26 protein-coding genes and 1 pseudogene are annotated in these 22,560 nt (G+C 63.7%); 12 read left to right on the top strand and 15 right to left on the bottom strand.

The genetic code is table 11. The annotated features are described in order from the left end of the window. Window positions 1-17 precede the first annotated feature (17 nt). Window positions 18-224 (top strand): annotated as a pseudogene (locus tag ACR65N_RS13955) (helix-turn-helix domain-containing protein); the annotation flags it as partial. Between the two features lie 208 nt (window positions 225-432). Then, entirely contained in the window at window positions 433-2,349 is a 1,917-nt protein-coding gene (locus ACR65N_RS13950; RefSeq protein WP_440457503.1) for a peptidoglycan L,D-endopeptidase MepK, read from the top strand. Window positions 2,350-2,445: 96 nt separating this feature from the next. On the opposite strand, the gene ACR65N_RS13945 is transcribed toward ACR65N_RS13950, so the two are convergent. The 3 genes from ACR65N_RS13945 to ACR65N_RS13935 form a co-directional block, all read right to left on the bottom strand. Continuing rightward, entirely contained in the window at window positions 2,446-2,715 is a 270-nt protein-coding gene (locus ACR65N_RS13945; RefSeq protein ID WP_430304522.1) for a DUF2312 domain-containing protein, read from the bottom strand. A 91-nt stretch (window positions 2,716-2,806) separates the two neighbouring features. Beyond that, window positions 2,807-3,112, bottom strand: coding sequence for a DUF1244 domain-containing protein (locus ACR65N_RS13940; protein WP_440457502.1), 306 nt, complete (start codon window positions 3,110-3,112; stop codon window positions 2,807-2,809). A gap of 15 nt (window positions 3,113-3,127) precedes the next feature. Beyond that, window positions 3,128-3,931: an N-formylglutamate amidohydrolase gene (locus tag ACR65N_RS13935; RefSeq protein ID WP_440457501.1), complete on the bottom strand. Its 804-nt coding sequence runs from the start codon at window positions 3,929-3,931 to the stop codon at window positions 3,128-3,130. Window positions 3,932-4,178: 247 nt separating this feature from the next. Between ACR65N_RS13935 and ACR65N_RS13930 the strand changes: the two genes are divergently transcribed. Both ACR65N_RS13930 and pyk read left to right on the top strand, forming a co-directional pair. Then, window positions 4,179-4,586 (top strand): DUF1036 domain-containing protein, encoded by a 408-nt coding sequence (locus ACR65N_RS13930; protein ID WP_440457500.1) that lies wholly within the window; start codon window positions 4,179-4,181, stop codon window positions 4,584-4,586. Then, window positions 4,586-6,025, top strand: coding sequence for a pyruvate kinase (pyk, locus tag ACR65N_RS13925; protein WP_430304519.1), 1,440 nt, complete (start codon window positions 4,586-4,588; stop codon window positions 6,023-6,025). Before ACR65N_RS13930 ends, pyk begins: the two co-directional genes overlap by 1 nt. 81 nt (window positions 6,026-6,106) lie before the next feature. Here pyk and ACR65N_RS13920 read toward each other — a convergent pair whose 3' ends face one another. From ACR65N_RS13920 to ACR65N_RS13895, 6 genes are all read right to left on the bottom strand, one after another. After that, the gene (locus ACR65N_RS13920; protein ID WP_430305003.1) at window positions 6,107-7,147 is read right to left on the bottom strand and encodes an alpha/beta fold hydrolase; all 1,041 of its coding nucleotides are present in this window, start codon (window positions 7,145-7,147) and stop codon (window positions 6,107-6,109) included. A gap of 10 nt (window positions 7,148-7,157) precedes the next feature. After that, complete coding sequence (locus ACR65N_RS13915) at window positions 7,158-7,772, bottom strand: tetratricopeptide repeat protein (RefSeq protein WP_440457499.1); 615 nt, start codon at window positions 7,770-7,772, stop codon at window positions 7,158-7,160. Window positions 7,773-7,863: 91 nt separating this feature from the next. Beyond that, window positions 7,864-7,989: a type B 50S ribosomal protein L36 gene (ykgO, locus tag ACR65N_RS13910; RefSeq protein WP_062279996.1), complete on the bottom strand. Its 126-nt coding sequence runs from the start codon at window positions 7,987-7,989 to the stop codon at window positions 7,864-7,866. Between the two features lie 148 nt (window positions 7,990-8,137). Beyond that, on the bottom strand, window positions 8,138-9,196 hold the full coding sequence (locus ACR65N_RS13905) for a 5-(carboxyamino)imidazole ribonucleotide synthase (RefSeq protein ID WP_440457498.1): 1,059 nt from the start codon (window positions 9,194-9,196) through the stop codon (window positions 8,138-8,140). Next, window positions 9,193-9,660 carry a 5-(carboxyamino)imidazole ribonucleotide mutase gene (gene purE / locus ACR65N_RS13900; protein ID WP_430305002.1) on the bottom strand — a complete coding sequence of 156 codons (468 nt, stop codon included), beginning with the start codon at window positions 9,658-9,660 and terminating at the stop codon, window positions 9,193-9,195. The genes ACR65N_RS13905 and purE overlap by 4 nt, the downstream gene beginning before the upstream one ends. Window positions 9,661-9,710: 50 nt before the next feature. Further along, window positions 9,711-9,914 carry a YdcH family protein gene (locus ACR65N_RS13895; protein ID WP_440457497.1) on the bottom strand — a complete coding sequence of 68 codons (204 nt, stop codon included), beginning with the start codon at window positions 9,912-9,914 and terminating at the stop codon, window positions 9,711-9,713. A gap of 372 nt (window positions 9,915-10,286) precedes the next feature. Here ACR65N_RS13895 and ACR65N_RS13890 point away from each other — a divergent pair, with 372 nt between their 5' ends. Next, window positions 10,287-10,463, top strand: a complete 177-nt coding sequence (locus tag ACR65N_RS13890) for a YdcH family protein (RefSeq protein WP_430304513.1) — start codon at window positions 10,287-10,289, stop codon at window positions 10,461-10,463. 512 nt (window positions 10,464-10,975) lie between these two features. On the opposite strand, the gene ACR65N_RS13885 is transcribed toward ACR65N_RS13890, so the two are convergent. Then, complete coding sequence (locus ACR65N_RS13885; RefSeq protein ID WP_430304511.1) at window positions 10,976-11,236, bottom strand: ArsR/SmtB family transcription factor; 261 nt, start codon at window positions 11,234-11,236, stop codon at window positions 10,976-10,978. Window positions 11,237-11,315: 79 nt separating this feature from the next. Beyond that, on the bottom strand, window positions 11,316-12,092 hold the full coding sequence (locus ACR65N_RS13880; protein ID WP_430304510.1) for a sulfite exporter TauE/SafE family protein: 777 nt from the start codon (window positions 12,090-12,092) through the stop codon (window positions 11,316-11,318). 201 nt (window positions 12,093-12,293) lie between these two features. On the opposite strand from ACR65N_RS13880, the gene ACR65N_RS13875 reads away from it, so the two are divergent. The 5 genes from ACR65N_RS13875 (at window position 12,294) to ACR65N_RS13855 (ending at window position 17,239) form a co-directional block, all read left to right on the top strand. Next, the gene (locus tag ACR65N_RS13875) at window positions 12,294-12,947 is read left to right on the top strand and encodes a thiamine phosphate synthase (RefSeq protein ID WP_440457496.1); all 654 of its coding nucleotides are present in this window, start codon (window positions 12,294-12,296) and stop codon (window positions 12,945-12,947) included. Continuing rightward, window positions 12,944-14,080 (top strand): tetratricopeptide repeat protein, encoded by a 1,137-nt coding sequence (locus tag ACR65N_RS13870; RefSeq protein WP_440457495.1) that lies wholly within the window; start codon window positions 12,944-12,946, stop codon window positions 14,078-14,080. The genes ACR65N_RS13875 and ACR65N_RS13870 overlap by 4 nt, the downstream gene beginning before the upstream one ends. A 156-nt stretch (window positions 14,081-14,236) precedes the next feature. Further along, the gene (locus tag ACR65N_RS13865; protein ID WP_430304506.1) at window positions 14,237-15,037 is read left to right on the top strand and encodes an inositol monophosphatase family protein; all 801 of its coding nucleotides are present in this window, start codon (window positions 14,237-14,239) and stop codon (window positions 15,035-15,037) included. Between the two features lie 126 nt (window positions 15,038-15,163). After that, window positions 15,164-16,204, top strand: a complete 1,041-nt coding sequence (locus ACR65N_RS13860; RefSeq protein WP_440457494.1) for a flagellar motor protein MotA — start codon at window positions 15,164-15,166, stop codon at window positions 16,202-16,204. A 3-nt stretch (window positions 16,205-16,207) separates the two neighbouring features. Next, complete coding sequence (locus ACR65N_RS13855) at window positions 16,208-17,239, top strand: peptidoglycan -binding protein (protein ID WP_430304504.1); 1,032 nt, start codon at window positions 16,208-16,210, stop codon at window positions 17,237-17,239. Window positions 17,240-17,369: 130 nt separating this feature from the next. Here ACR65N_RS13855 and ACR65N_RS13850 read toward each other — a convergent pair whose 3' ends face one another. Further along, window positions 17,370-19,169, bottom strand: a complete 1,800-nt coding sequence (locus ACR65N_RS13850) for an ABC transporter transmembrane domain-containing protein (protein WP_440457493.1) — start codon at window positions 19,167-19,169, stop codon at window positions 17,370-17,372. A 186-nt stretch (window positions 19,170-19,355) separates the two neighbouring features. Here ACR65N_RS13850 and rpmE point away from each other — a divergent pair, with 186 nt between their 5' ends. Both rpmE and ACR65N_RS13840 read left to right on the top strand, forming a co-directional pair. Then, window positions 19,356-19,577, top strand: coding sequence for a 50S ribosomal protein L31 (gene rpmE / locus ACR65N_RS13845; protein WP_137131594.1), 222 nt, complete (start codon window positions 19,356-19,358; stop codon window positions 19,575-19,577). 128 nt (window positions 19,578-19,705) lie between these two features. Beyond that, window positions 19,706-20,569 (top strand): D-alanyl-D-alanine carboxypeptidase family protein, encoded by an 864-nt coding sequence (locus ACR65N_RS13840; RefSeq protein ID WP_440457492.1) that lies wholly within the window; start codon window positions 19,706-19,708, stop codon window positions 20,567-20,569. A gap of 93 nt (window positions 20,570-20,662) precedes the next feature. Here ACR65N_RS13840 and rcdA read toward each other — a convergent pair whose 3' ends face one another. The 3 genes from rcdA to ACR65N_RS13825 all read right to left on the bottom strand — a co-directional run bounded on the left by rcdA (window position 20,663) and on the right by ACR65N_RS13825 (window position 22,552). Beyond that, the gene (gene rcdA, locus ACR65N_RS13835; RefSeq protein WP_430304501.1) at window positions 20,663-21,172 is read right to left on the bottom strand and encodes a protease adaptor protein RcdA; all 510 of its coding nucleotides are present in this window, start codon (window positions 21,170-21,172) and stop codon (window positions 20,663-20,665) included. Window positions 21,173-21,520: 348 nt separating this feature from the next. Further along, window positions 21,521-21,712 carry a DUF1192 domain-containing protein gene (locus ACR65N_RS13830; RefSeq protein ID WP_440457491.1) on the bottom strand — a complete coding sequence of 64 codons (192 nt, stop codon included), beginning with the start codon at window positions 21,710-21,712 and terminating at the stop codon, window positions 21,521-21,523. Window positions 21,713-21,727: 15 nt separating this feature from the next. Next, complete coding sequence (locus tag ACR65N_RS13825; protein ID WP_440457490.1) at window positions 21,728-22,552, bottom strand: TIGR00282 family metallophosphoesterase; 825 nt, start codon at window positions 22,550-22,552, stop codon at window positions 21,728-21,730. Window positions 22,553-22,560: the final 8 nt, after the last annotated feature.

The following is a 22,560-nucleotide window of genomic DNA, read 5'->3' as shown; positions in this document are numbered from 1 at the left end:
TGATGTTCAATGGACCGGAAAACGTCATCGTCAGCACCAATGATGCCGGCGAGGTCCGCAAGCTTGCCGATGTCGAGGAAGAACTGATCCGCTTTGCACTGAAATTCTACCGCGGCCAGATGAGCCAGGTGGCGCGCAAGCTCGGCATCGGCCGCTCGACGCTCTACCGCAAACTCAAGGATTACGGGATTGACCCCGACGACCCTTTGAAAGAGGCGGCGTGAAGCCGACGTCGCCTCCGAACCCCTGACCTCATGTCTGTCTGTGCAATTCCCGGCGACTATGCTAGGTTACTTTCCGTCAACCTTTCAGTAGGCATTTGTTGACTATGAAAGAAGTGCTTGTGCATGTGTGGCACATTTGCCATCGTGTCACCGCAATTCACGGTCATGTGAGGCAGCACCGGATGTTGCCTGTCGGACGGGGAAAGTCTTGCTATATCAGTATGCAGATTCAACGCCTTCGGGTGACAACGGACGGCGCACGGCGAGCCGCTTCATAGCCTCGCTCGTGAAACGCGCCACGGCCGCTTTGGTTTCCCTGGCGCTATGCGCGACGATGATCGGCGTTCCTGCCGGATCGGCTTCTGCTGCCGGCGAAACGCGCAGTCTCAAGCTCTATTTCGTGCATACTGGCGAGCGCGCCCAGATCACCTTCAAGCGGAACGGCCGCTACGACCAGAAGGGTCTGCAGGAAATCAACCGCTTCCTGCGCGACTGGCGTCGCAACGAGCCGACCCGGATGGATCCGCGGCTGTTCGACCTCGTCTGGGAAGTCTATCGGCGCGTCGGCGCCAGCGATTACATCCACGTCGTCTCCGCCTATCGTTCTCCGACCACCAACGGCGCGCTTCGTTCGCGCACCAAGGGTGTCGCCAAGAATTCCCAGCACATGCTCGGCAAGGCGATGGACTTCTTCATCCCAGGCGTGAAGCTTGCAACGCTGCGCGAGACCGCTATGCGGCTGCAGGTCGGCGGCGTCGGCTTCTATCCGACCTCCGGCTCGCCCTTCGTGCATCTCGATGTCGGCAGCGTCCGCGCCTGGCCGCGGATGTCGCGCCAGGAACTGGTGCGGATCTTCCCGAACGGCAACACCATGCACCTGCCGGCCGATGGCAAGCCGCTGCCTGGCTACGAACAGGCTGTTGCCGATTACAAGCGCCGCGTCGGCGCCGATTCGATCCAGATCGCCAGCACGGCCGGAGGCGCTCCGTCGTCGAGCTCGCAGAAGAAGCCGAGCAACCTGTTTGCCATGCTGTTCGGCAACAACGGCGATGAGGACGAAGATGCCGATGCCATCGCCGCCCCGTCCAACGTGCCGCAGCGCCCGGCTACCCGCGCGCCTGTCGCCGAAGACTCGGAAGAGGCCGCAGCCCCGGTCATGGTGGCCGCCGCCACGCCGCCCAGAGCCGAACTGACGGCCGCGCCTGAAATCGCTGCTCCGGTTCCGCAGACGCGACCTGCCTTCCGCGACGACGCTGCAACCGGCGGGCTCGCCAACGCTCTCTATTCGCCGCAGCGCAATGCCGCCCAGGAAGCCATGCAGGCTGTGATGCCGACCACACCGGTGACGCCGCTTGCCCGGCCTGTTCCCGAGGGCGAAAGCTTCGTCGACCTGGCGAGCATGAAAATTCCGGTGCCGACGCTGCTTGGTCCACGCGGGCTGAAGGGCGATGCGGAGCCATCCTCGGCGATGATCGCGTCACTGGGTACCGAGACCACTGGAGAAGTGCTTCTCGCCAGCGTTCCGGTTCCGGCACAGCGTCCGCAGGCGGCGCTCGCGGCACCGGTCCAGGTTGCCGCCGCGGCACCGTTTGCTGAAAGACCCGCGGTCGCGCCGCATGTGGCAGTTGCCACTGCAACTCCGGCTCCCGTCACTGCCCAGCAGGATCTGACGCCCGAACTGATTGCCGAGCTGGCGCGCAGCGCCGAGCCGCAGACGGCGACCGCCTATGCGGCGACGCCTATCGCCCGGCCTCAGCAGGTGGCACTGGCATCGCCGGCAACCGGCGACAACAATGCACGCGTCTTCAACGACGGGTTCGACATGCCCAAGCGCACCGCGCCTGCCAGCCAGCCGACGAAGGTGGTGAAGGGTGGCGCGGTCTCCAAGCTCGGCGGACGCCCGGCCAACCCGGATACCAAGGTCCTGACCGGCGACGTGCTCAGCCAGTGGGCTGTCGCGACCAACCGCACCGACACCGCGGCCTCGATGAAGGCACCGCGGCTGGTTGCGCGCGCCTTCAACAGTGAAGTGACGACTGGCTATGGCGGCGGGTTCAAGCCGGTCTCGGCGGCCGTGGCAATCGATCCGAACCGCTTCAGCGGCGCCAATCAGGTCAAGCCCTGAGGCATCCGCTACCCGGACCATGGACATGAAGACATAAGAAACCCGCCGGAGCGATCCGGCGGGTTTCTTCAGTGTCGTCTTTGTCGGTCTGGTTGATCAGGCCGCTTCGTCGGCCGGTGCGGCAATCATGCCGAGCGCCTGCAGATAGGTGTCGAGGATCAGGTCCTCTTCCATCCGCTCCTGCTCGTCCTTCTTGCGCAGGGCGATGACCTTCTTGAGGATCTTGGTGTCGAAGCCCATCGATTTGGCTTCGCCGTAGACGTCCTTGATGTCGTCGGCGATGGTCTTCTTTTCTTCTTCCAGTCGTTCGATGCGCTCGACAAAAGCGCGGAGTTGGTCGCGGGCGACGCCATGAGCATCAGACATCGGGGGCTCCTGTCTCTTTGGGCAAATTCAGTGGTGGTGTCACCTGCCGTGAAGCGTCGGCGAGGTCAAGGCGTTTCGCGAAAGCGAGGCCTCATTTGTGCGGGTTGTTGTCGGCGAATGCGGCTTTTTGAAAGTCGTTTGCGTCCGGCTGGTGATGGGTCTTCCACTCCTCGTAGGGCATGCCGTAGACGATTTCGCGGGACGCGTCCTTGCTCAGCGGGACGCCGGATTGCTCTGCCGCCTCGCGATACCAGTTGGACAGGCAGTTGCGGCAAAATCCGGCAAGGTTCATCAGGTCGATGTTCTGAACGTCGGTGCGCGCCTGCAGATGCTCGACGAGACGGCGGAAGGCGGCCGCTTCGAACGCCTGGCGCTGCTGCTCGGTCAGTTCGCTCATGGTCTTCTCCTTGTGTCAGTCTGCGGGAGACGGGTAGGCGCCGGTCCGCGAGGGAAAGCGGCGAACCTCGTGCAGCGCCGGATCGGCATTCAACTGCTCGAAGATGTGCGCCAGCCGGTCGACCCAGGCCGCCACACCGTCGGCATCGCCGATCAGGTCCTGCCGCACCTCCAGAAGAGCGTGCGGAAGGCCGGTCATCATGCAATGACGGTACATGGTATCGTTCTTCAGTGCCCCGTCATAGGGTTCGTTGTCGCCGATCAGCAGATCCCCCGGTTGCCGTAGCAGGTCGAGAAGTGGCTCCACGGCGCGGGCATCGGCATCCCACAGCACCGCTGCATGCCAGGGCCGGGCCACGCCCTTCCAGGCAGGCGTATAGGAATGCAGCGACAGGACCAGCGGCGCCTTGCCGGATGCCTCGCTGACGTCGGCGATCTGGTCGGCCACCGCGTGATGATAGGGGCGGTGGTAGGTGTCCAGCCGGTGCTGCCACTCCTCCGGGGTGATCGGATGATTACCGGGAATGATGGCGCCGTCGGATATCCTCATGATCAGCGTCGGATCGTCTTCGCCGCGATTGGGGTCGATCAGCAGCCGCGAGAAGCAGGACAGGACGGCCGGAACCTCGAGACGCGCAGCGAGCTGCCGGGTCAGAGCTTCGACGCCGATGTCGTAGGCGATGTGGCGACGGAAGGCGCTGTCGTCCAGCCCGAGGGATCCATAGCCCGGCGGCAGCCGGTTCATCGCATGGTCGGCCAGCAGGACCATGCCTTTGTCATAAAGACCGGGTATCACCTCATGTGAACTGAAAACCTGCATGCCATCCACGTGTCGGACCCCTCTGCTTGCCGTCTGTGTTCGCATACCGAAAGGCTGGGGCGCAAGCGTGGTTCAACTGAAGTCAACCGGTCAGCAACCGATTATAATCGATTAGATTTCATTGACTTTCGGATGGCGCGGGGTCAAGACAGTGCTCATGATCTCTCATGGAGTCCCAACGGAAGCCGTGTCGAAAAGACTATTGTCCCTTCTCTCGCCGAGAGTGCTGCCATCGATCGCGTTTGCGATGGTGAGCTTTCCCGTCCTCTCCTTCGCCACCGTGGCGCATGCCGATTTTCGTGTCTGCAACGGCACGCAAAACCTCGTCGGCGTGGCCATCGGCTATCGCGCCAGCGAAGGCTGGGTGTCGGAAGGCTGGTGGCAGGTGCCTGCATCCAGCTGCGCGACCCTGATCGAGGGCGAGCTGCAGTCGCGGTACTACTATCTCTATGCGGAAGACGCCGCGCGCGGCGGCCGCTGGACCGGCGACGTCAACATGTGCGTGGCCGAAAACGAGTTCAAGATCACCGGCGTCGACGACTGCTTTGCCCGCGGCCATCAGCGCATGGGTTTCAAGGAATATGACACGGGTCGTCAGGGAAGCTGGATGGTCCAGCTGTCGGACACACCCGGGACGCAAGAAGGCCAGAACTGATGAAGCGCAATCGCAAAGTGAAGATCCTCGCAACGCTCGGGCCCGCCTCGTCCGAGGAGGCGATGATCGAGAAGCTGCACCAGGCTGGCGCCGATCTCTTCCGCATCAACATGAGCCATGCAAGCCATGACGTCATGCGCATGCTGATCCAGCGCATCCGTGCGGTCGAAGCCCGCTGCGGTCGGCCAATCGGCATCCTCGCCGACCTGCAGGGCCCGAAGCTGCGCGTCGGCAAGTTTGCCGAGACCAAGGTGACGCTGCAGCCCGGCCAGACCTTCACACTCGACAACAACCAGGAGCCGGGTGACGCAAACCGCGTCTACCTGCCGCATCCGGAAATTCTCGAAGCGGTAAAGCCGGGCGACCGGCTGCTCATCGACGACGGCAAGCTGGCGCTGCGCGCCGTGCAGTGCGACGGCACGAGCATCGTCTGCACCGTCGTTTCCGGTACCTCGATCTCCGATCGCAAGGGCGTCAGCCTGCCCGACACACTGCTCGCCGTCGGCGTGCTGACCGACAAGGATCGGCTTGATCTCGACGCCGTCCTGGCGACCGAGGAAGTCGATTGGGTGGCGCTGTCGTTCGTCCAGCGGCCGGAGGATCTGGCCGAGGTGCGCAAGATCTCCAAGGGCCGGGTCGGCCTGATGTCGAAGATCGAGAAGCCCCAGGCGATCGAGCGCATCGAGGAAATCATCGAGCTTTCCGACGCGCTGATGGTAGCGCGCGGCGATCTGGGCGTCGAGATGCCGCTCGAAGCGGTTCCCGGCCTGCAGAAGCAGCTGACGCGCGCCTGCCGCCGCGCCGGCAAGCCGGTCGTCGTTGCCACCCAGATGCTGGAATCGATGATCACCGCCGCCGTTCCGACACGCGCCGAAGTGTCCGACGTCGCCACGGCCGTCTTCGAAGGTGCTGACGCGATCATGCTCTCGGCCGAATCTGCGTCAGGTCAGTATCCCGTGGAAGCGGTATCGACCATGGCGTCGATCGCCAGCACGGTCGAGAAGGATCCCTACTACTCCAACATCATCTACGCACAGCGTCCGCAGCCGGAAGCCACAGGCGCCGATGCCATCTCGCTTGCCGCGCGCCAGATCGCCGAAACGCTGAAGCTGTCAGCCATCGTCACCTACACCTCGTCGGGCACGACCGGCCTGCGCGCCGCCCGCGAGCGTCCGCAGGTGCCGATCATCGCGCTGTCGCCCATCGTCCAGACGGCCCGCCGTCTGTCGGTCTGTTGGGGCATGCACTGCGTCGTGGCGCAGGAGCCGACGGATATGGACGACATGGTCAACAAGGCCTGCCGCATCGTCGCCTCTGAAGGTTTCGGAAAGCCCGGCGACCGGATCATCATCTCTGCCGGTGTTCCGCTCGGCACGCCGGGCGCCACCAACATGCTGCGCATCGCCTATATCGGCCCGGACGGCCAATCGGGCGTCTGAGCCGGCGCGCAATTTTCTGCGAGATATTCAGCCGCGCCGTGGACACACGGTGCGGCTTTTCCATTCGAGCTGATGTGGTTGCTATGGCTGGACGCTGTCCGGCCCGGCCGCCGATGCGTTCTCCGCGGCCACGCGTTCGTCGACCTTGAGCGCCATCGCCTGCAGGTCGCGCTCCTTGCCGGACAGCTTCTCGATGGCTGCGATCGCAAGATCGGTCGCCACGTAGTCGGTCTTGTGACCGACGCCTTTCAGCCAGACCAATTCCGAATTTGCGATATCGCGCTTCAGGCCGACGGAATGGATCTGCGGGAGCACGATCGTGTCGCGGTCGCCGGTGATGATCACGGCGGGCGTCTCGATCTCCGTGTAGCGGGGCGAGATGCGCGTCACGTAGGCGAGCAGATTGTTCACGTCGATGGCGTTGTTACGAAACTCGTCCGGTCGCAGCACCAGGGCAGGGGCGCCGTCTTCCAGATAGGTCTTGCGGGGCAGGTTGGGCGCGAAGACGGCCTTCGTCGCCGTGTCGATCAGCGTCAGGCCGGCCGGCATCACCAGCGTGTGGCTGAACAGCCATCCGATCACCGGGGCTGCCGTCACGCTGTAATGCCAGGCGATGCCGCCCGGCCACGGATGCGTGGCGGGCGACAGGAAGAGCGTGCCGATCGTCCTGTCCGGGTGGAGAAGGGCAAAGCTCGCGGCGACTGCGCCGCCGAACGAGTGGGCGACGATGATCGCCTTCGACATGCCGAGCTTGCCCATCAGCGCCGCGATCGCAGCCGCCTGTCCGTCCGGGTAGCCGTTCTCAGGCCCGCCGCGCTCCGAATAGCCGTGCCCCGGGCGATCGACGAACAGCATTTCGGCGCGACCCTTCAGCGGGTCCAGGAAGGCTGCCTGCTGGTCCCGCAGGTTGCCGCTGGCGCCATGAATGAAGACGATCGGCGGCAGGTCGGCGTCCGGGCCGGCGGGCACGTGCAGCGCGTTCAGCCGGTAGCCCCCGATATCGATCTGCGTGCCGATATTGGGGAAGCGTTCCTCGATCACATGCGCCTGCCAGGCGGTGAAGCCGAAGGCGCCGGCGAGGAGGCTTGCGAGAAGGATGAGGATGACGAGAACGTATGACAGGAAGAATGCCTCAGGTGCGGTTGCCGGCCAGTTTCTCGGAAAGCTTGGTCATGTTTTCCTGGGCGTCGCGCTCCGCCGGATAGATCGCCAGGAATCGCTCCCAGGCTTTCAGTGCCAGTTCGTCCTCGCCGCTTTCAGTAAGGATGGTGGCCATGCCGGCGATGGCGGCGAAATGGTTGGGCTCGCGCTGCAGAACCTGCTGGATGTCGGACATCGACTTGCGCGGATCGCCCATCGCATAGTGGAGGGTCGCCCGCTTGTTCCAGCCCTCGACATAATCGGGATCGAGCAGGGTGACGCGGTCGAGGAAATCGAGCGCCGCGGCGTTCTTCTTTTCGGCCACCGATTTGGCGGCCCACTGCATCAGGAGGTTGACCGTCGCGCTGCCTGAGTCGTTCCAGCCGGACAGCAGCTGGCTGGCAATGGAGCGCGCCTTGTCCGCATCACGCTCGCGTTTCAGCGAATCGAGCAGCTTTGCGGTGGTGGCCTGCGGCGACGTCGACCCTGGCGCCATGGCCTCCGAGGGCGGAGCGCTTGGCCCGGTCGTCAGATCTTGCTCCTGCGCCAGGGCGGGCAGGGCGAGCAGAGATGTAAGAATCAGACCGGCGAAACGAAAAAGGCGCATGCGGAATAGGTAATCCGCCTGCGCCGAAGATCAATCCGAAAATCACACGTTTCGAAAACGTGATCCGGTGCCGGAAGACCGGCGACCGCAATCAGCCCTGACGAGCCTTGAAGCGCGGGTTGGCCTTGTTGATGATGTAGACGCGGCCCTTGCGGCGAACCAGACGGTTATCGCGGTGACGGGCCTTGAGCGCTTTGAGCGAGTTCTTGATCTTCATTGTACTGGTCCGCGTATTTCAGGCCGTTTGCGGCCGTCGTGTCTCTGACAATCAAAAGCACGCCAAGGGGCGCGCTCTTAAGGATGGGAGGCTGATACAGGTTCACCCTATGCCTGTCAACCGCGGGAGGCCCGGCTACGCAGGCATTTCACCGCAAAAGCTGCGTCACGTGGCCCATCTTGCGGCCGGGGCGCGCGTCGCGCTTGCCGTAGAGATGGACAAGCGTCCGCGGTCGCGCCAGCCAGTGCGGCAGGCTGTCGATATCGTCGCCGATGAGGTTGGTCATCACGCAATCGGAGTACCTGGCAGGGTCGCCGAGCGGCAGTCCGGCGACGGCGCGGATGTGCTGCTCGAACTGCGAGATGACGCATGCGGCCTCCGTCCAGTGGCCGGAATTGTGGACACGCGGAGCGATCTCGTTGGCAATCAGCCCGCCGTCGGCCATGACGAAGAACTCCATGCCGATGACGCCGACATAGTCGAGTGCAGCAAGCAGTTTCGATGCCGCCTCGCGTGCCGTCCGGGCAGTTTCGTCGGAAATCCGGGCCGGCAGGGTGGAGGTGTGCAGGATGCCGTTGCGGTGGACGTTTTCGGCGACGTCGAAACAGACGACCGTTCCATCAATGGCGCGCGCCGCGATCACCGAGACTTCGCGCTCGAAGGCGACGAAGCTTTCGAGAATCAGCGGCACGCCGCCCATCGCGTCGAAGGCGCCGCTCGCATCCTCGTCGGCCGAGCGGAAGACCCGCTGGCCCTTGCCGTCGTAGCCCATGCGGCGGGTCTTCAGGACGCCCTTGCCGCCGAAGTCGGCGAGTGCTGCCGCAAGATCGGCCTGACTGTCGACGGCCCGGAAACCGGCGGTCTCGATGCCGCAGCCGTTGAGGAAGCGCTTTTCGGTCAACCGGTCCTGCGCCACGTCGAGCGCCTTCGGTGGCGGATAGACGGGGCGAGAGGCCGCCAGCCGCTCGGCGGCGCTCACCGGCACGTTCTCGAATTCATAGGTCACGACGTCGCAGGCGGCAGCCAGTTCGTCGAGTGCGGCGGGATCGTCATAGGCGGCGACGATCTGCCGGTTGGCCACCTGGGCTGCGGGACAATCCGCCTGCGGCTCAAGGATGATGGTCCGGAAATTGAGGCGGGCGGCTGCCATCGCCAGCATGCGGCCGAGCTGGCCTCCGCCGATGATGCCGATTGTGGGGAGCGTCATGGCGCCTCGTCGATGGGATAATCTGCAACGGATGCGGTCTGGCGGGTGCGGTACTCGTCGAGCCGGTCGGCGAGGTCGTCGTCCGACAGCGCCAGCACGGCGGCCGCGAGCAGGGCGGCGTTGACGGCGCCTGCACGGCCAATCGCCAGCGTTCCGACGGGAATGCCGGCCGGCATCTGGACGATTGAATAGAGACTGTCGGTGCCCGACATGGTCTTCGACTGGACTGGCACGCCGAATACTGGAAGCGGGGTCAGAGCTGCCACCATGCCAGGCAGATGGGCGGCGCCGCCGGCCCCGGCGATGATGATCTGGAAGCCTTCGTCGCGGGCGCCTTTGGCAAAGGCGAACATCCGCTCGGGCGTGCGATGGGCGGAAACGATCCGCGCCTCATAGCCGACATCCAGGGCGTCCAGCGTGTCGGCGGCGTTCTTCATGGTCTCCCAGTCGGACTGGCTTCCCATGATGATGGCTACCGGCGGTCTCTCCTGCGGCACGCTTGCGTCCTCCGTCGTCACGCGATGATGTCGGGAATAATCTGGTCTTCGATCTGGCTCATCCGGTCCTTGATGGCGAGCTTCTTCTTCTTCATGCGCTGAATGCGCAGTACCTCGCAGCCGGTGGCGATCATGGCATTGATGGCGGCGTCATAATCCTCGTGCTCCTGACGCAACCGCGCCAGCGCCAGCCTGACATCCGCCTGTTCCTGATCGGCCATGTATTCTGTCCCCACTCTTCGTTCCGGTCTTGTCGCGCCGGGGAATGCCGGTCAAGCTCCTAGCATCAAAGCTTCAAAACGACTAGACCGCCGATCGGCAAATATCCGGCGCGCCCGATCACCACCGGATTGATGCCGGCGGCGCAAGTCACCAATGCCGTCAAGCCGGCTTCAGTCGTTCGGGGAGGGTGCGGGGCGGAGACGGGCAGCAGGCGGCGCTGCCCCTATATTAGCACAATCATGAATTTGCCCCCGAGAAAACACGATTTCGCCTTCGACAACGATGCGAGGCCGTGTCACACTTCCTTCGCAAACCTGATGCCATCGGCTCACGGCGAGCTGGTGGCAGGAGAACAAGGAAGGACGTGCCACATGACCATCCAGGCTCATATCGCATCGCTTGAAAAGAAGCATGGCGCTCTCGACGAGGAGCTTCAAGACATCATTGCCTCTCCCTCTTCCGACGACCACCAGATTGCCGAGGTGAAACGCCGCAAGCTCCGCCTCAAGGATGAGTTGACGCGTCTTCGCAACACGACCAGCCACTGATTTCTTTCACGAGCGCTATGAGTTTGTCATAGCACCTGGCCGTCGCCCCTGGGCAAGCGTACCGCGCCCGGCGGCGGCCACACCAGCAGATCCTGGCGTTCAGCCGACTGCTGCATAATCGATTTCCGCAAATCTCTGATGGGCCTGTTGTTCAAGACAGGCCCGGTTGTGCCGGCCGACCACGTCGCAGCCGTGCATCGGGTCCCACGACTGGCAGTGCATCCGATGTTGCGCGGTCAGCCGATGAGGCAAAACCTTCTGTTTCCCAGCAGATTTTCTGACGGTTTTACAGCGGTCGGTCGCTCCGGCGCGGTGGATGACCGGCGTCCCGGATCGCCGCCGTGTGTCCCAGCGGAGCTCAAGCTTCCCAGGCAAGACCACGGTCATCCATCGCGAACCGTGGACATCACGAGGACAATCGAGCGTTCGATGCGGGCCGGCGTTCGATCCCGGTTCCGCGCGTCTTGCACGCTGCATTCTCGCTCACTGTCGCTAACGTGGTGCAAAGCACATCACTGCCAGAACTGGTCGATCCACAGGTTAAGCTTCCGGAAGCCTTTGGCGTTGATCGCATAGATGCGCCGGGTGCCTTCGGAGGTAACGGTCACGAGATTACTGTCCAGCAGCGCCTTGAGATGCTGCGAGACCGCCGGTCGGCTGATCGGCAGTCCTTCCGCCAACTGATTGACGGTCCGCGGCGAACGCCTCAGTTCTTCCAGCAGATGACGCCGGTTGGGATCGGAGATGGCGGCAAATGGATCAGGCGTCGACATGAGGGTTAACCTACGCGAACGTCAGAATTCCGGCAAGTTGAATTGTTGGCTTATGCTTCGGCTTCGTCAGGAATACTGTTTAGAACGGCAGCGCGTCCCACAGAAGCTTGATCGATGCCAGCAAGCCCAGCCCATAGGCAAGCGGATAGAAGGCGTCAGGCTTCATGCGCTTGACGATGAAGGCGCCGGCCATGGTGGTGACGAGGGCGACCGGAAGAAGCGTGATGGAGGTCGCGAGATTGCGGGTATCGAGAGCCCCGAGCGCCACGTAGGGGATGATCTTGATGGCGTTGACCAGTGCGAAGAAGCGGACGCTGGCGCCCGTATAGTTCTTCGGATCGAGCTTCATGGGCAGAGCGTAGATCTGGAACGGCGGCCCGCCGGCATGGGCGACGAAACTGCCGTAGCCGCACAGCGTTCCCCAGAACATCGCCGGCCCCCAGCGGTGGCCCGCTGGAACAATCGGTTCCCGGGCGCGCGGGCCATAGGTCTGGTAGAAGTAGCGGCCGGCGAAAATGATCATCGACAGGGCGATGACGAAGCGCAGCGCATCCGGCGGAACGAGCGCGGAGGTCGCCCAGCCGAGCGCCACGCCGATCATGCCGCCGGGCAGGAACATCAGCAGCAGCTTGCGGTCGTTGAACTTGCGCCAGGCATATAAAGCGACAACGTCCATGACGATGAGGATCGGCAGGAAGATCGCCGCGGCATCGATCGGGCTGACGACGAGCGCCAGAAGCGGCACGCCGATCAGTGCAAATGCGCCACCCAGTCCGCCCTTCGACAAGCCGACAAGTGCGACTGCGGGGATGGCGGCGGCAAAGAAGATCGGATCGGGGAGGGCAAAGCCAAGCATGAAACAGCAAATGTTGATCAAAATGCTTCATGGGTCTATCGAACTTCCGAGGCGATGACGAGCCCGGATGCGGATCAACTTGCATTTCACATGCGGCGAGGATCTGATCTGCGGAGAAGCCTCTGCTATATCGTCGATCCGGGGAGAACCGGGCGACCCGACTACGGCCCCGCGGGGCACGACTGCCAGATGGGATTGAGAATGACTTATGCCGACAACCGCTGCCGACTGGTGCTGATCGTTCCCGATATCGAGGACGACGACAAGGCTGCCGAAGCCGTGGAACATGCGCTGCGCGGCGGCGATGTCGCCTCGGTGATCCTGCCGCAATACGGCATGAACGATTCGGCGTTCCAGACGCGCGCCGAACGCCTGGTGCCGCTGATCCAGGCCGCCGAAGCTGCAGCGGTGGTTGCCGGCGATACCCGCGTCGCCGGGCGAGCGAAGGCCGACGGGCTACACATCGTCGGAACGGCCGAGGAGCTCGGCGAGGCAATCGGCAAGTTCTCGCCGAAGCTGATTGTCGGTGTCGGCGCGGTGGCCGAGCGGCACACGGCGCTGGAAATCGGCGAGCTGCGGCCGGACTACGTGTTCTTCGGCAAGCTCGACGGTGACATCAAGCCTGAGGCGCATCCCAAGAATGTCGCACTTGGCGAATGGTGGGCATCGATGGTCGAGATCCCGTGCATCGTGATGGGCGGCACCGACATTGCTTCGGTGCTCACCGTCGCCGAGACCGGCGCCGAATTCGTCGCGCTTCGGCTGGCCGTCTTCGATAGCCCCGCAGGCTGTGCCGCAGCCGTCGCAGAGGTCAACGCCATCTTGGACGAAAAAGCGCCACGGTTTGACGCTTGAAGGTCGCTATGCGTCGCTCGTCAAACCTTGTCCTTGCTTCCTCGCTCGCTCTTGCGGCGCTGGCCCTGCCGTTTTCCGGTGTGAAGCCAGCATCGGCGCAAGGCTCGCAGCGGGCGCTAACGCGACCTGTCGATCCGAATGCCGGGACCATCCGTAAGGACAACAAGCCGTCGCCGGGGACCGCAGACGGGAAGGGCAGCCGGCCCGGCGAGGACGATCCTTACCCTTCGAGCGGAGTGACGCTTTACCAGCGCATGGGCTCGACGCTGCCGCCGCTGCCACCCGAAAAGCCGTATAGCGGGCCGATCGACGACGCCTACGGCGCCTACCAGCGCGGTCTCTACGTCACGGCGCTGGAAAAGGCCTTGCCGCGGGCGCAGGCGGGTGACGCGGCGGCCCAGACGCTTGTCGCGGAAATGATGTCGCGCGGCCTCGGTATCGCGCACAGTTCCAAGGATGCCGCCTTCTGGTACGGCCAGGCGGCTGAACGCGGTGATCCGGCGGCGATGTTCCAGTATGCCCTGCTGCTGATGCAGGGGCGCGACGTTACGCGCGACAAGAGCAAGGCCGACGATTACATGCGGCGCGCGGCGGAAGCCGGCAACGCGTCGGCGCAATTCAACCTGGCGCAGATCCTGATTGCGGACAATCCCGGCGAGAAGGGCCTGAGGCTGTCTCTCCCCTTCTACGAAAAATCCGCCGAGCAGGGCATTTCCGACGCCCAGTATGCGGTTGCCCAGCTTTACGTCTCGATCGGCGACCTGCCGGCGGAGAAGAAGGCGAAGGCGCGCGAGTGGCTGTTGCGGGCGGCCAAGGCGGGCTTCGATACCGCCCAGCTCGACATGGGCATCTGGTACGTCAACGGCGTCGGCGGCGAACGCGACTACGAAAAGGGCTTTGAATGGCTGCGGATCGCCGCCCTGCGTGGCAATGTTGTGGCGCAGAACAAGCTCGCGCATCTCTATATCAACGCGCTCGGGACGCGACCGAACCCGGTCGAGGCCGCCAAGTGGTACGTGCTGTCACGCCGCGCCGGGCTGGCGGATCCGGCGCTCGAGGACTTCTACCTCGGCATCGAGGAAGAGCAGCAGAAGCAGGCCATCGATCTCGCCAACAAGTTTCGACGCGGCTGATCGTCCGGCAACCCGAGCGTTCTGACGGTGCCGAATGCCGCCAGACTTGAATTATCAGCGGTTTTGTGGTTGTGAACGCCGCTAATCACGAAAAACCGGAAGTACCGCGTCCCTGCTGATCGGGGACACCCGCCCTATACCCCCAAGGATCCTTCGATGGCTCGCTCCGCTCTTCTCAACGTCATGGTTCAGGCTGCGCTCAAGGCCGGCAAGTCGCTGTCGCGCGATTTCGGCGAAGTGCAGAACCTACAGGTTTCGGTCAAGGGCCCGAGCGACTTCGTCTCGCAGGCCGATCTCAAGGCGGAAAAGATCGTCCGTGACGAGCTGCTGAAGGCGCGGCCGACCTACGGCTTCATCGGCGAGGAGGGCGGCGAGGAGAAGGGGACCGACGGCGCGCACCGCTGGATCGTCGATCCGCTCGACGGCACCACCAACTTCCTGCACGGCATTCCGCAATTTGCCGTGTCGATCGCGCTGGAGCGCAACGGCGAAGTGGTTGCAGGGGTGATCTTCAACCCGGCGACCGACGAGCTGTTCACCGCGGAAAAGGGCGGCGGGGCATTCATGAACGATCGCCGCATCCGCGTTGCTGCCCGTCGCGTGCTGTCCGATTGCGTCATCGGCTGCGGCGCGCCGCATCTCGGCCGCGGCAATCACGGCAAGTTCCTGGTGGAGCTGCGGCATGTGATGGGCGAAGTCGCTGGCATCCGTCGCTTCGGCGCGGCAGCGCTCGATCTCGCCTATGTCGCCGCCGGTCGCATCGACGGCTTCTGGGAAGTGGAACTGTCGCCCTGGGACATGGCGGCAGGCCTCATCCTCATCCGTGAAGCCGGTGGTTTCGCCAGCGACATGAAGGGCGGCACCGACATCTTCGAGCAGGGAAGCGTCGTCGCCGGCAACGAACTCATTCACAAGCAGCTGCTCGAGGTCGCCAACCGTCCCGTGCCTTCGCGTTGAGCGGGTCTGGTCGCGGCATTTCGCGCGCCCGCTGAAAACTCTTTGTTTTCCGGGCCGCCGTCACTTCAATTCGTCTCATTTTTGAACTAGCCTCCGGCCACTTATGGTACGGAGGTTGCGTGCAACATGGCGAATGATACCCTCGGGGACGTGAACGGTTCGGAATATGCTCCCCGCAGTCTTGGGTACAAGCTTTCGAACCCCGTGCCCTTCTTGTGGACGATGGTGATCTTCCTGATCATCATCGCCTTCATCGCCGCAATCCTCTACCGGCAGGCGCATACCGCCTTCATGACCAATCCGGGCCTTAACGGCCTGATCCTCGGGGTTCTGGCGATCGGTATCATGCTGATCTTCACCCAGGTCATCAGCCTCATTCCGGAAGTTCGCTGGTTCAATTCCTTCCGGGCAGCTGGCAGCGCCGACCGGGTCGGGCGCGAACCGAAGCTTCTTGCGCCGATGCGCGCGCTGCTGGGACGTCGCCAGAAGGTGGCGCTGTCGGCCTCCGTCCTGCGGTCAATCCTTGATTCGATCGGCACGCGGCTCGACGAATCGCGCGACATCTCCCGTTACCTGATCGGCCTCCTGGTGTTCCTCGGCCTGCTCGGCACCTTCTGGGGCCTCATCGGCACCATCGGCTCCATCAGCGAGGTGATCCAGGGTCTTGATCCCAATTCCGGCAATGGCAGTGACGTGCTGAACACGCTGAAAAGCGGCCTGACTGCGCCGCTCGCCGGCATGGGCACGGCATTCTCCTCGTCGCTTCTCGGTCTCTCCGGATCTTTGATCCTCGGCTTTCTCGATCTGCAGGCGGGCCGCGCCCAGAATCGGTTCTATACCGAACTCGAAAACTGGCTGTCTTCGGTCACCGAAGTCGATGAGCAGCGGGCTGAATCGGTCGTCGAAGGTGGAGGTTCGAGCGACGAGCTGCGGCGGGTGACGGAACAGCTGCGCAAGCTGGTTGCTCTGCAGGGCAAGGCGGATGCCGGCCAGACCGAACGTTCTCTTGCAGCCATGAGCAATCTTGCGGAAGGCATCCAGGGCCTCGTCAAGAACATGCGCAACGAGCAGCAGATGCTGCGGGACTGGATCGAGGCGCAGCAGGAAGAGTCAAAGGCCATGCGCCGGACGCTCGACCGGCTTTCCGACAAGATCGGGGGCAAGTAGACCATGGCGCTCAGCCGCAATCGCCGCCGGGAGCGCAGCATCGACTACTGGCCAGGCTTCGTCGACGCGCTGTCGACGCTGCTTCTCGCCATCATGTTCCTTTTGACCGTGTTCGTGCTGGCGCAGTTCATCCTCGGCCGCGAGATCACCGGTCGGGACGAGGTGTTGAACCGGCTGAACAGCCAGATCGCCGAACTGACCGAACTGCTGGCGCTGGAGAAGGGCGGCCGGCAGGACGTCGAGGATACGCTGGCCAACCTCCAGGCATCGCTGTCGCAGTCGGAGAGCGAGCGGTCGCGGCTGCAGTCGCTGCTCGACCGTGGTGCCGGCTCGAATGATGCGGCCACCAGCCGTATCGGCAACCTCACCGAGCAGTTGAGCCAGGAACAGCAGGCAAGCGCCAGGGCGATGAGCCAGGTCGAACTGCTCAACCAGCAGATCGCCGCTCTGCGCGCCCAGATCGCGGCCGTCGAGGCGGCGCTCCAGGCTTCAGAGGCCAAGGACCAGTCGTCACAGGCGAAGATTTCCGACCTCGGACGGCGGCTGAACGTGGCGCTTGCGCAGCGCGTGCAGGAGCTCAACCGCTACCGCTCGGACTTCTTCGGGCGGCTGCGCGAAATTCTGTCGGACCGCGAAAACATCCGCATTGTCGGCGACCGATTCGTCTTCCAGTCGGAAGTGCTGTTTCCGGTCGGCGGCGCCGATCTTGACCAGGCCGGCTACGCCGAGATGGACAAGCTGGCGGCGGCGATCATCGAGCTGGCGCAGGAGATCCCGCCGGAGATCAACTGGGTACTGCGCGTCGACGGGCACACAGACAATGCGCCGCTGGCCGGTACCGGACGCTACCGCGACAACTGGGAGCTGTCCTCGGCACGTGCGACCTCGGTGGTCAAATACCTGATCTCCAAGGGCGTGCAGGCGAACCGTCTCGTCGCTGCGGGCTTCGGCGAATTCCAGCCATTGACGGCCGGTGACACGCCGGCGGTCCGTTCGCAGAACCGCCGCATCGAGCTGAAGCTGACGGAGCGGTAGGCGCTACCGCCTGTGCCCTGAGGCGAGCCAACAGTCTTGCAATCTTTTCGCGCCCGGCAAAATTGGTCCGGGCGCCTTATCACGAGATCGGACCTTCCGTCAGGCAGGCATCCAGCCGCGCGCTGGCCTCCTACTGGGCTGCGAGAAAGCCCTGCGCGCCGACCTCGAACTGCAGCCGTGCCAGGCCGGCATAGAGGCCGCCCTTGGCCACCAGCTGCTGGTGCGTGCCTTCCTCGACAATGCGGCCATCCTGCATCACCAGGATGCGGTCGGCCTTCAGCACGGTCGCCAGCCGGTGGGCGATGACGATCGTCGTGCGGTCCTTCATCAGCCCGTCCAGCGCCGTCTGCACCAGCGTCTCGCTTTCCGCATCCAGCGCCGACGTCGCTTCGTCGAGCAGCAGGACCGGGGCGTTCTTGAGGATCGCCCGGGCAATCGCGATTCGCTGCCGCTGGCCGCCCGAGAGCGTGATGCCGCGCTCGCCGGCCATCGTCTCGTACCCATTCTCGAGGCGGGTGATGAACTCGTCCGCCTGGGCTGCAATCGCCGCCTGGTGCACAGCTTCGCGGCTGGCATCCGGCCGGCCGAAGGCGATGTTGTCGTGGATCGAGGCGGCAAAAATCGTCACGTCCTGGGGCACGATCGCCAGGCGCGAGCGCAGTTCCGCAAGCCTTGCCTGGCGCAGGTCAACGCCGTCGAGACGGACCGCTCCGCTCGAGGGATCATAGAAGCGCATCAAGAGCGACAGCAGTGTGCTCTTGCCGGCCCCGGACGGGCCGACGACGGCCACCATCTCGCCGGGGCTGACACGGAACGACAGGTTGTCGACCGTGACGGTGCTGACGCGGCTTGGATAGGCGAAGGAGACCTGATCGAACTCCACTTCGCCGCGGGCCGGCGAGGGGAGGGCGACCGGATGTTCCGGATCGCGGATGGCCGGGACCTCGCGCAGCAGTTCCGTCAGTCGTTCGGCGGCGCCGCCGGCCTGCGAAAGTTCACCCCAGACCTCCGAAAGCTGGCCGAGCGAGCTCGCGGCAATTACCGAATAGAGGACGAACTGGCTGAGCGTCCCGGCGCTGATCGTGCCGTTCAGCACGCTCTGGGCGCCGTACCACAGCACGCAGACGATGCTGCCGAACACCATCAGGATGGCAAAGCCGGTCAGCAGTGCGCGCGAACGGATAGCGGAGCGGGCTGCGCCATAGGTTGCTTCGACCGTTGCGCCATAGCGGTTGCCGGCGGCCGTCTCGGCCCCGAAGGCCTGCACGGTGCGGGTGGCGGCGATCGTCTCGGAGGCGAAGGCTGAGGTTGCGGCAAGCGTATCCTGTGCTGCCCGGGCGCGGCGGCGCACCGAGCGGCCGAAGCCGACGAGCGGGAAGACGATGAGCGGGATTGCTGCCAGCACCAGTGCCGACAGTTTCGGGCTCGTGAGGATCATCATGCCCATGGCGCCGAAACAGAGGATGACGTTGCGCAGCGCCTGCGAGGCGGCCGAGCCGAAGGCCGACTTGATCTGCGTCGTGTCGGCCGTCAGCCGCGAGACGATCTCGCCCGATTGGTTGACGTCGAAGAAGGCCGGCGACAGCGAGGTGACGCGGTTGAAGACCTCCCGCCGCAGGTCGGCGACAACCCGTTCGCCGATGGTGATGACGTAGAAGTATCGCATGGCGCTGGAGACCGCGAGCAGCACCGCCAGCACCATCAGCATGCCGAAATAGCTGTTGATGAACGCGCCGTCGGCTGCCACGAAGCCGTGGTCGATCATCCGCCTGACGGCGAGCGGCAGCACCAGCGTCGTGCCGGCCGCCATCGCCAGGAAGAAGACGGCCGCAGCCACCATCGACTTGTAGCGCAGCACATAGGGCATCAGGCGCATCAGGGGCTGCGGAGAGCGGCGGGTGGTGGCAGGCTCGGTCTGGCTATCGGTCACGATGACCCCGTGTTCTGTCCCGCCAAGTCACGGGTGCGGGTACTTGTGCTTTGAGAGACCTTCCTGTATAGGCTCCGCATCGAATTGGGAAGCCGTGGCCGGAAGCGGTCTGCGGCTTCATGTACGGAATAGGGGCGCTCGCTGCAATTGCGACAAATGGACCCCGCACAGCAGGAATAGAGTGTCATGAAGGCCAGCATTCATCCCGACTACCACATGATCAAAGTCGTCATGACCGACGGCACCGAGTACGAAACCTTTTCGACCTGGGGTTCGGAAGGCGCGGTCATGAACCTCGAAATCGACTCGAAGTCGCATCCGGCATGGACCGGCGGCAACCAGCAGCTGATGGACCGCGGCGGCCGCGTCTCGAAGTTCAACAAGCGGTTCGGCGGCCTCGGCCTCTAATCCGGATCTGGGACCCCATGTCCTGCGGGTCCGTCCTGTTCTACTGCAACCGTCCGAAGCAAGCGCTCCGGACGGTTTTCGTTTTGCGCCTGGCGCATCCTGCTTTTCCATCGCAGCGCGAGTTCTCCATGTCTTCGATCCTTCGCCACCTGTCCTCCCTCATGCTCACCGCCGGTCTTGTCGCCGCGACTGCGCTGCCGGCCTTGAGCGGGCAGGCGAAGCTGCTCGTCGATGCGCGCACCGGCGCGGTTCTGGAATCGGAGAACCCGCAGGAGCTGAACTACCCCGCATCGCTCACCAAGATGATGACGCTCTACATGACGTTCGAGGCGCTGCACGACGGCCGCTTCACCTGGGATACGCGGCTCACCATGTCGGAGAACGCCAACGGCAAGGAGCCCTTCAAGTTCGCCATCGGCGCCGGACGGACGATTACGGTCCGCGAGGCGGTAATGGGCATGATCGTGCTGTCGACCAATGATGCAGCCGTGGCGGTGGCCGAGACGCTGGGCGGTTCGGAAGCCGGATTCGGTGACATGATGACCGCCAAGGCGCATCAGCTCGGCATGACGCGCACGGTGTTTCGCAATCCGGCAGGCCTGCCGGATCCGAACCAGGTGACGACCGCAGAAGATCTTGCGCGGCTCGGCATGGCGCTGATGCGCGATTATCCGGAAGAATTCAAGCTGTTCTCGACCCGCACCATCGTCTTCCGCAGCATGAAGCTGCGCGGCCACAACGGCGTGCTCAACACCTATCCCGGCGCCACTGGCATGAAGACCGGCTTTACCGAGGCATCCGGCTACAACCTGGTGACCTCCGTCGAGCGCGACGGTCACACGCTGGTCGGTGTGGTGCTCGGCGGCAAGTCGGCGCAGCTGCGCGACGAGGAGATGAAGGCGATGATGGACCGGCACCTGCCGCCGCTCGTGGAGCATTCGGTGGTTCACGCAGCACCGGGCAAGGTCACGGGGACGACGGTTCAGCAGTAACCGCGCCGTCGGTGACATCCGGCAGCATAGGTCGAACCAAGACACGAAAAAGCGGGCGCTGGGCCCGCTTTTTTCATTGAGAGATCATCTGGATCAGTTGGTGAAGGCAGTGCGCAGCAGATCGAGCTGGGCGCGGACGCCATTCTCGTTGTCCGGCACGATGGCTTCGTGCGGGCGGTAGATCTCGCGATCGAGCAGTGCCACGCGGTTCTGCAGGCGCAGCGAGCGCTCCACCAGGTCGCGGAAGGATTCCGGCAGGTCGCCCCAGCCGGGCGCCATGCGGTCGACATTGAAGCCGTCCAGCCGCACCTTGTTCTTCTCGGCTAGCACCTGATCGTAGCTCATCTCGCCGTTGTTGACGGCGCGCTGCAGCAGGAGCCACGACGCCATCTGCATCAGCCGGGTCGTCAGACGCATGGACTCGGCAGCGTACAGTACCGTTGCCAGGCGCGGCAGTACCTTGGAAGCGGCACGTCCGGGACCATCCAGATAGGCGGCGGTCTCTTCGACCAGCGACATGCCTTCAGCGTACAGAGCCTTGAACTGCGGCGAGTTAGCGGCGCGGCCTGCGAAACTGACGGTATTCAATACCTGTTCTGACATCGATATTATCCTGCTAACGCATCCACTTGATCAGGCAATGACGGAGCCCAGCAAAAGGTTCCGTTAGCTCAAGTTCATACTGCGAAGATGATACGTGTATCCGAAATCCGCAAGCCAATTCTTAAAGAAGGGTTAATTCCCACAGTTTACACGCGCAGGCAAAAAAAAGAGCCGCAAAAGCGGCTCTGAAGGTAAAACAGGGAGAAATCAGACCAAAATCGCCGAGTGGAGAAACCGTCTGAGTCCGGCAGAACCGGACAGCTCCGATAATTACCGAAAATGCTTAACATGCCGTTAATAAGGCGCTCCGAAGTATAACAGGCCGCGGCCTCAAGTTGTTCTTCGGCCTCAGCTCTTGAACAGGTTCTCGGCAGCGCGTCGGCCGGCACCCTTCTCTTCGCGGTCCGCTTCAAGGCGGGCGATCTCCTGCCTCAGGAGCGCGATGCGTCGGTCTATGTCGTCGACCGACAGCGACGAAAGGTCGCTGCCGATCTCGTGCTGCACCGGCCTCTTGGGGCGGTCGTCGTCGAACATGCTCATCCGTCGGACACTCCGTCAGTTCCAGAACGAGGGGATGGTTTCGGCCAGTCGTGGCCCGAGGCGCAGCGGCGCGATCTTTTCCGCCAGTCCGCTCGTATCGGAGATCTCGACGCCGACGCCGCAGATCGTCGCGGGGCCGCTTGCCGCCTCGAAGCGGCCCTTCGGCATCTTCGAGATGAACCGGTTCAGCGGCTCTTCCTTTTCCATGCCGAGCGACGAATCATAGTCTCCGCACATGCCCGCATCGGACATGTAGGCGGTGCCGCCGTTGAGGATCTGGTGGTCGGCGGTCGGCACATGCGTGTGCGTGCCGACGACGAAGCTGGCGCGTCCATCGACGAAGTGGCCGAAGCACTGCTTCTCGCTTGTCGCTTCCGCGTGAAAGTCGAAAATGATGGCGTCGGCCTGTTCCTTGAGCGGGCAGGCGGCCAGAAGGGCCTCGGCGCTTTTGAAGGGATCGTCGAGTTCGGGATGCATGAACACCCGGCCCATGATGTTGGCAACCATCACCCGTGCGCCATTGCGGGCATAAAAGACGCCTGAACCCTTGCCGGGCGTGCCGGCGGGGTAGTTGGCGGGGCGCAGGAACTGGTCGTGACGACCGGCAAACGAGACGGCTTCCTTCTGGTCCCAGACGTGGTTGCCGGTGGTCACCACGTCAGCGCCGGCATTGATCGTCTCGAGGAAGATGTCCTCGGTGATGCCGAAGCCGCCGGCAGCATTCTCGCCATTGACGATGACGAAGTCGAGTTTAAGGTCCGATACGAGGCCTGGCAGGCGGTCCCAGACGGCCGTGCGGCCCGTCTTGCCTACCATGTCGCCGAGAAACAGAAGTCGCATGCCACTCC

This window comes from Rhizobium sp. SAFR-030, assembly GCF_059415005.1.
The sequence above is the reverse complement of the archived record's forward strand: the minus strand, read 5'-3'. Positions and strand labels throughout refer to the sequence as shown.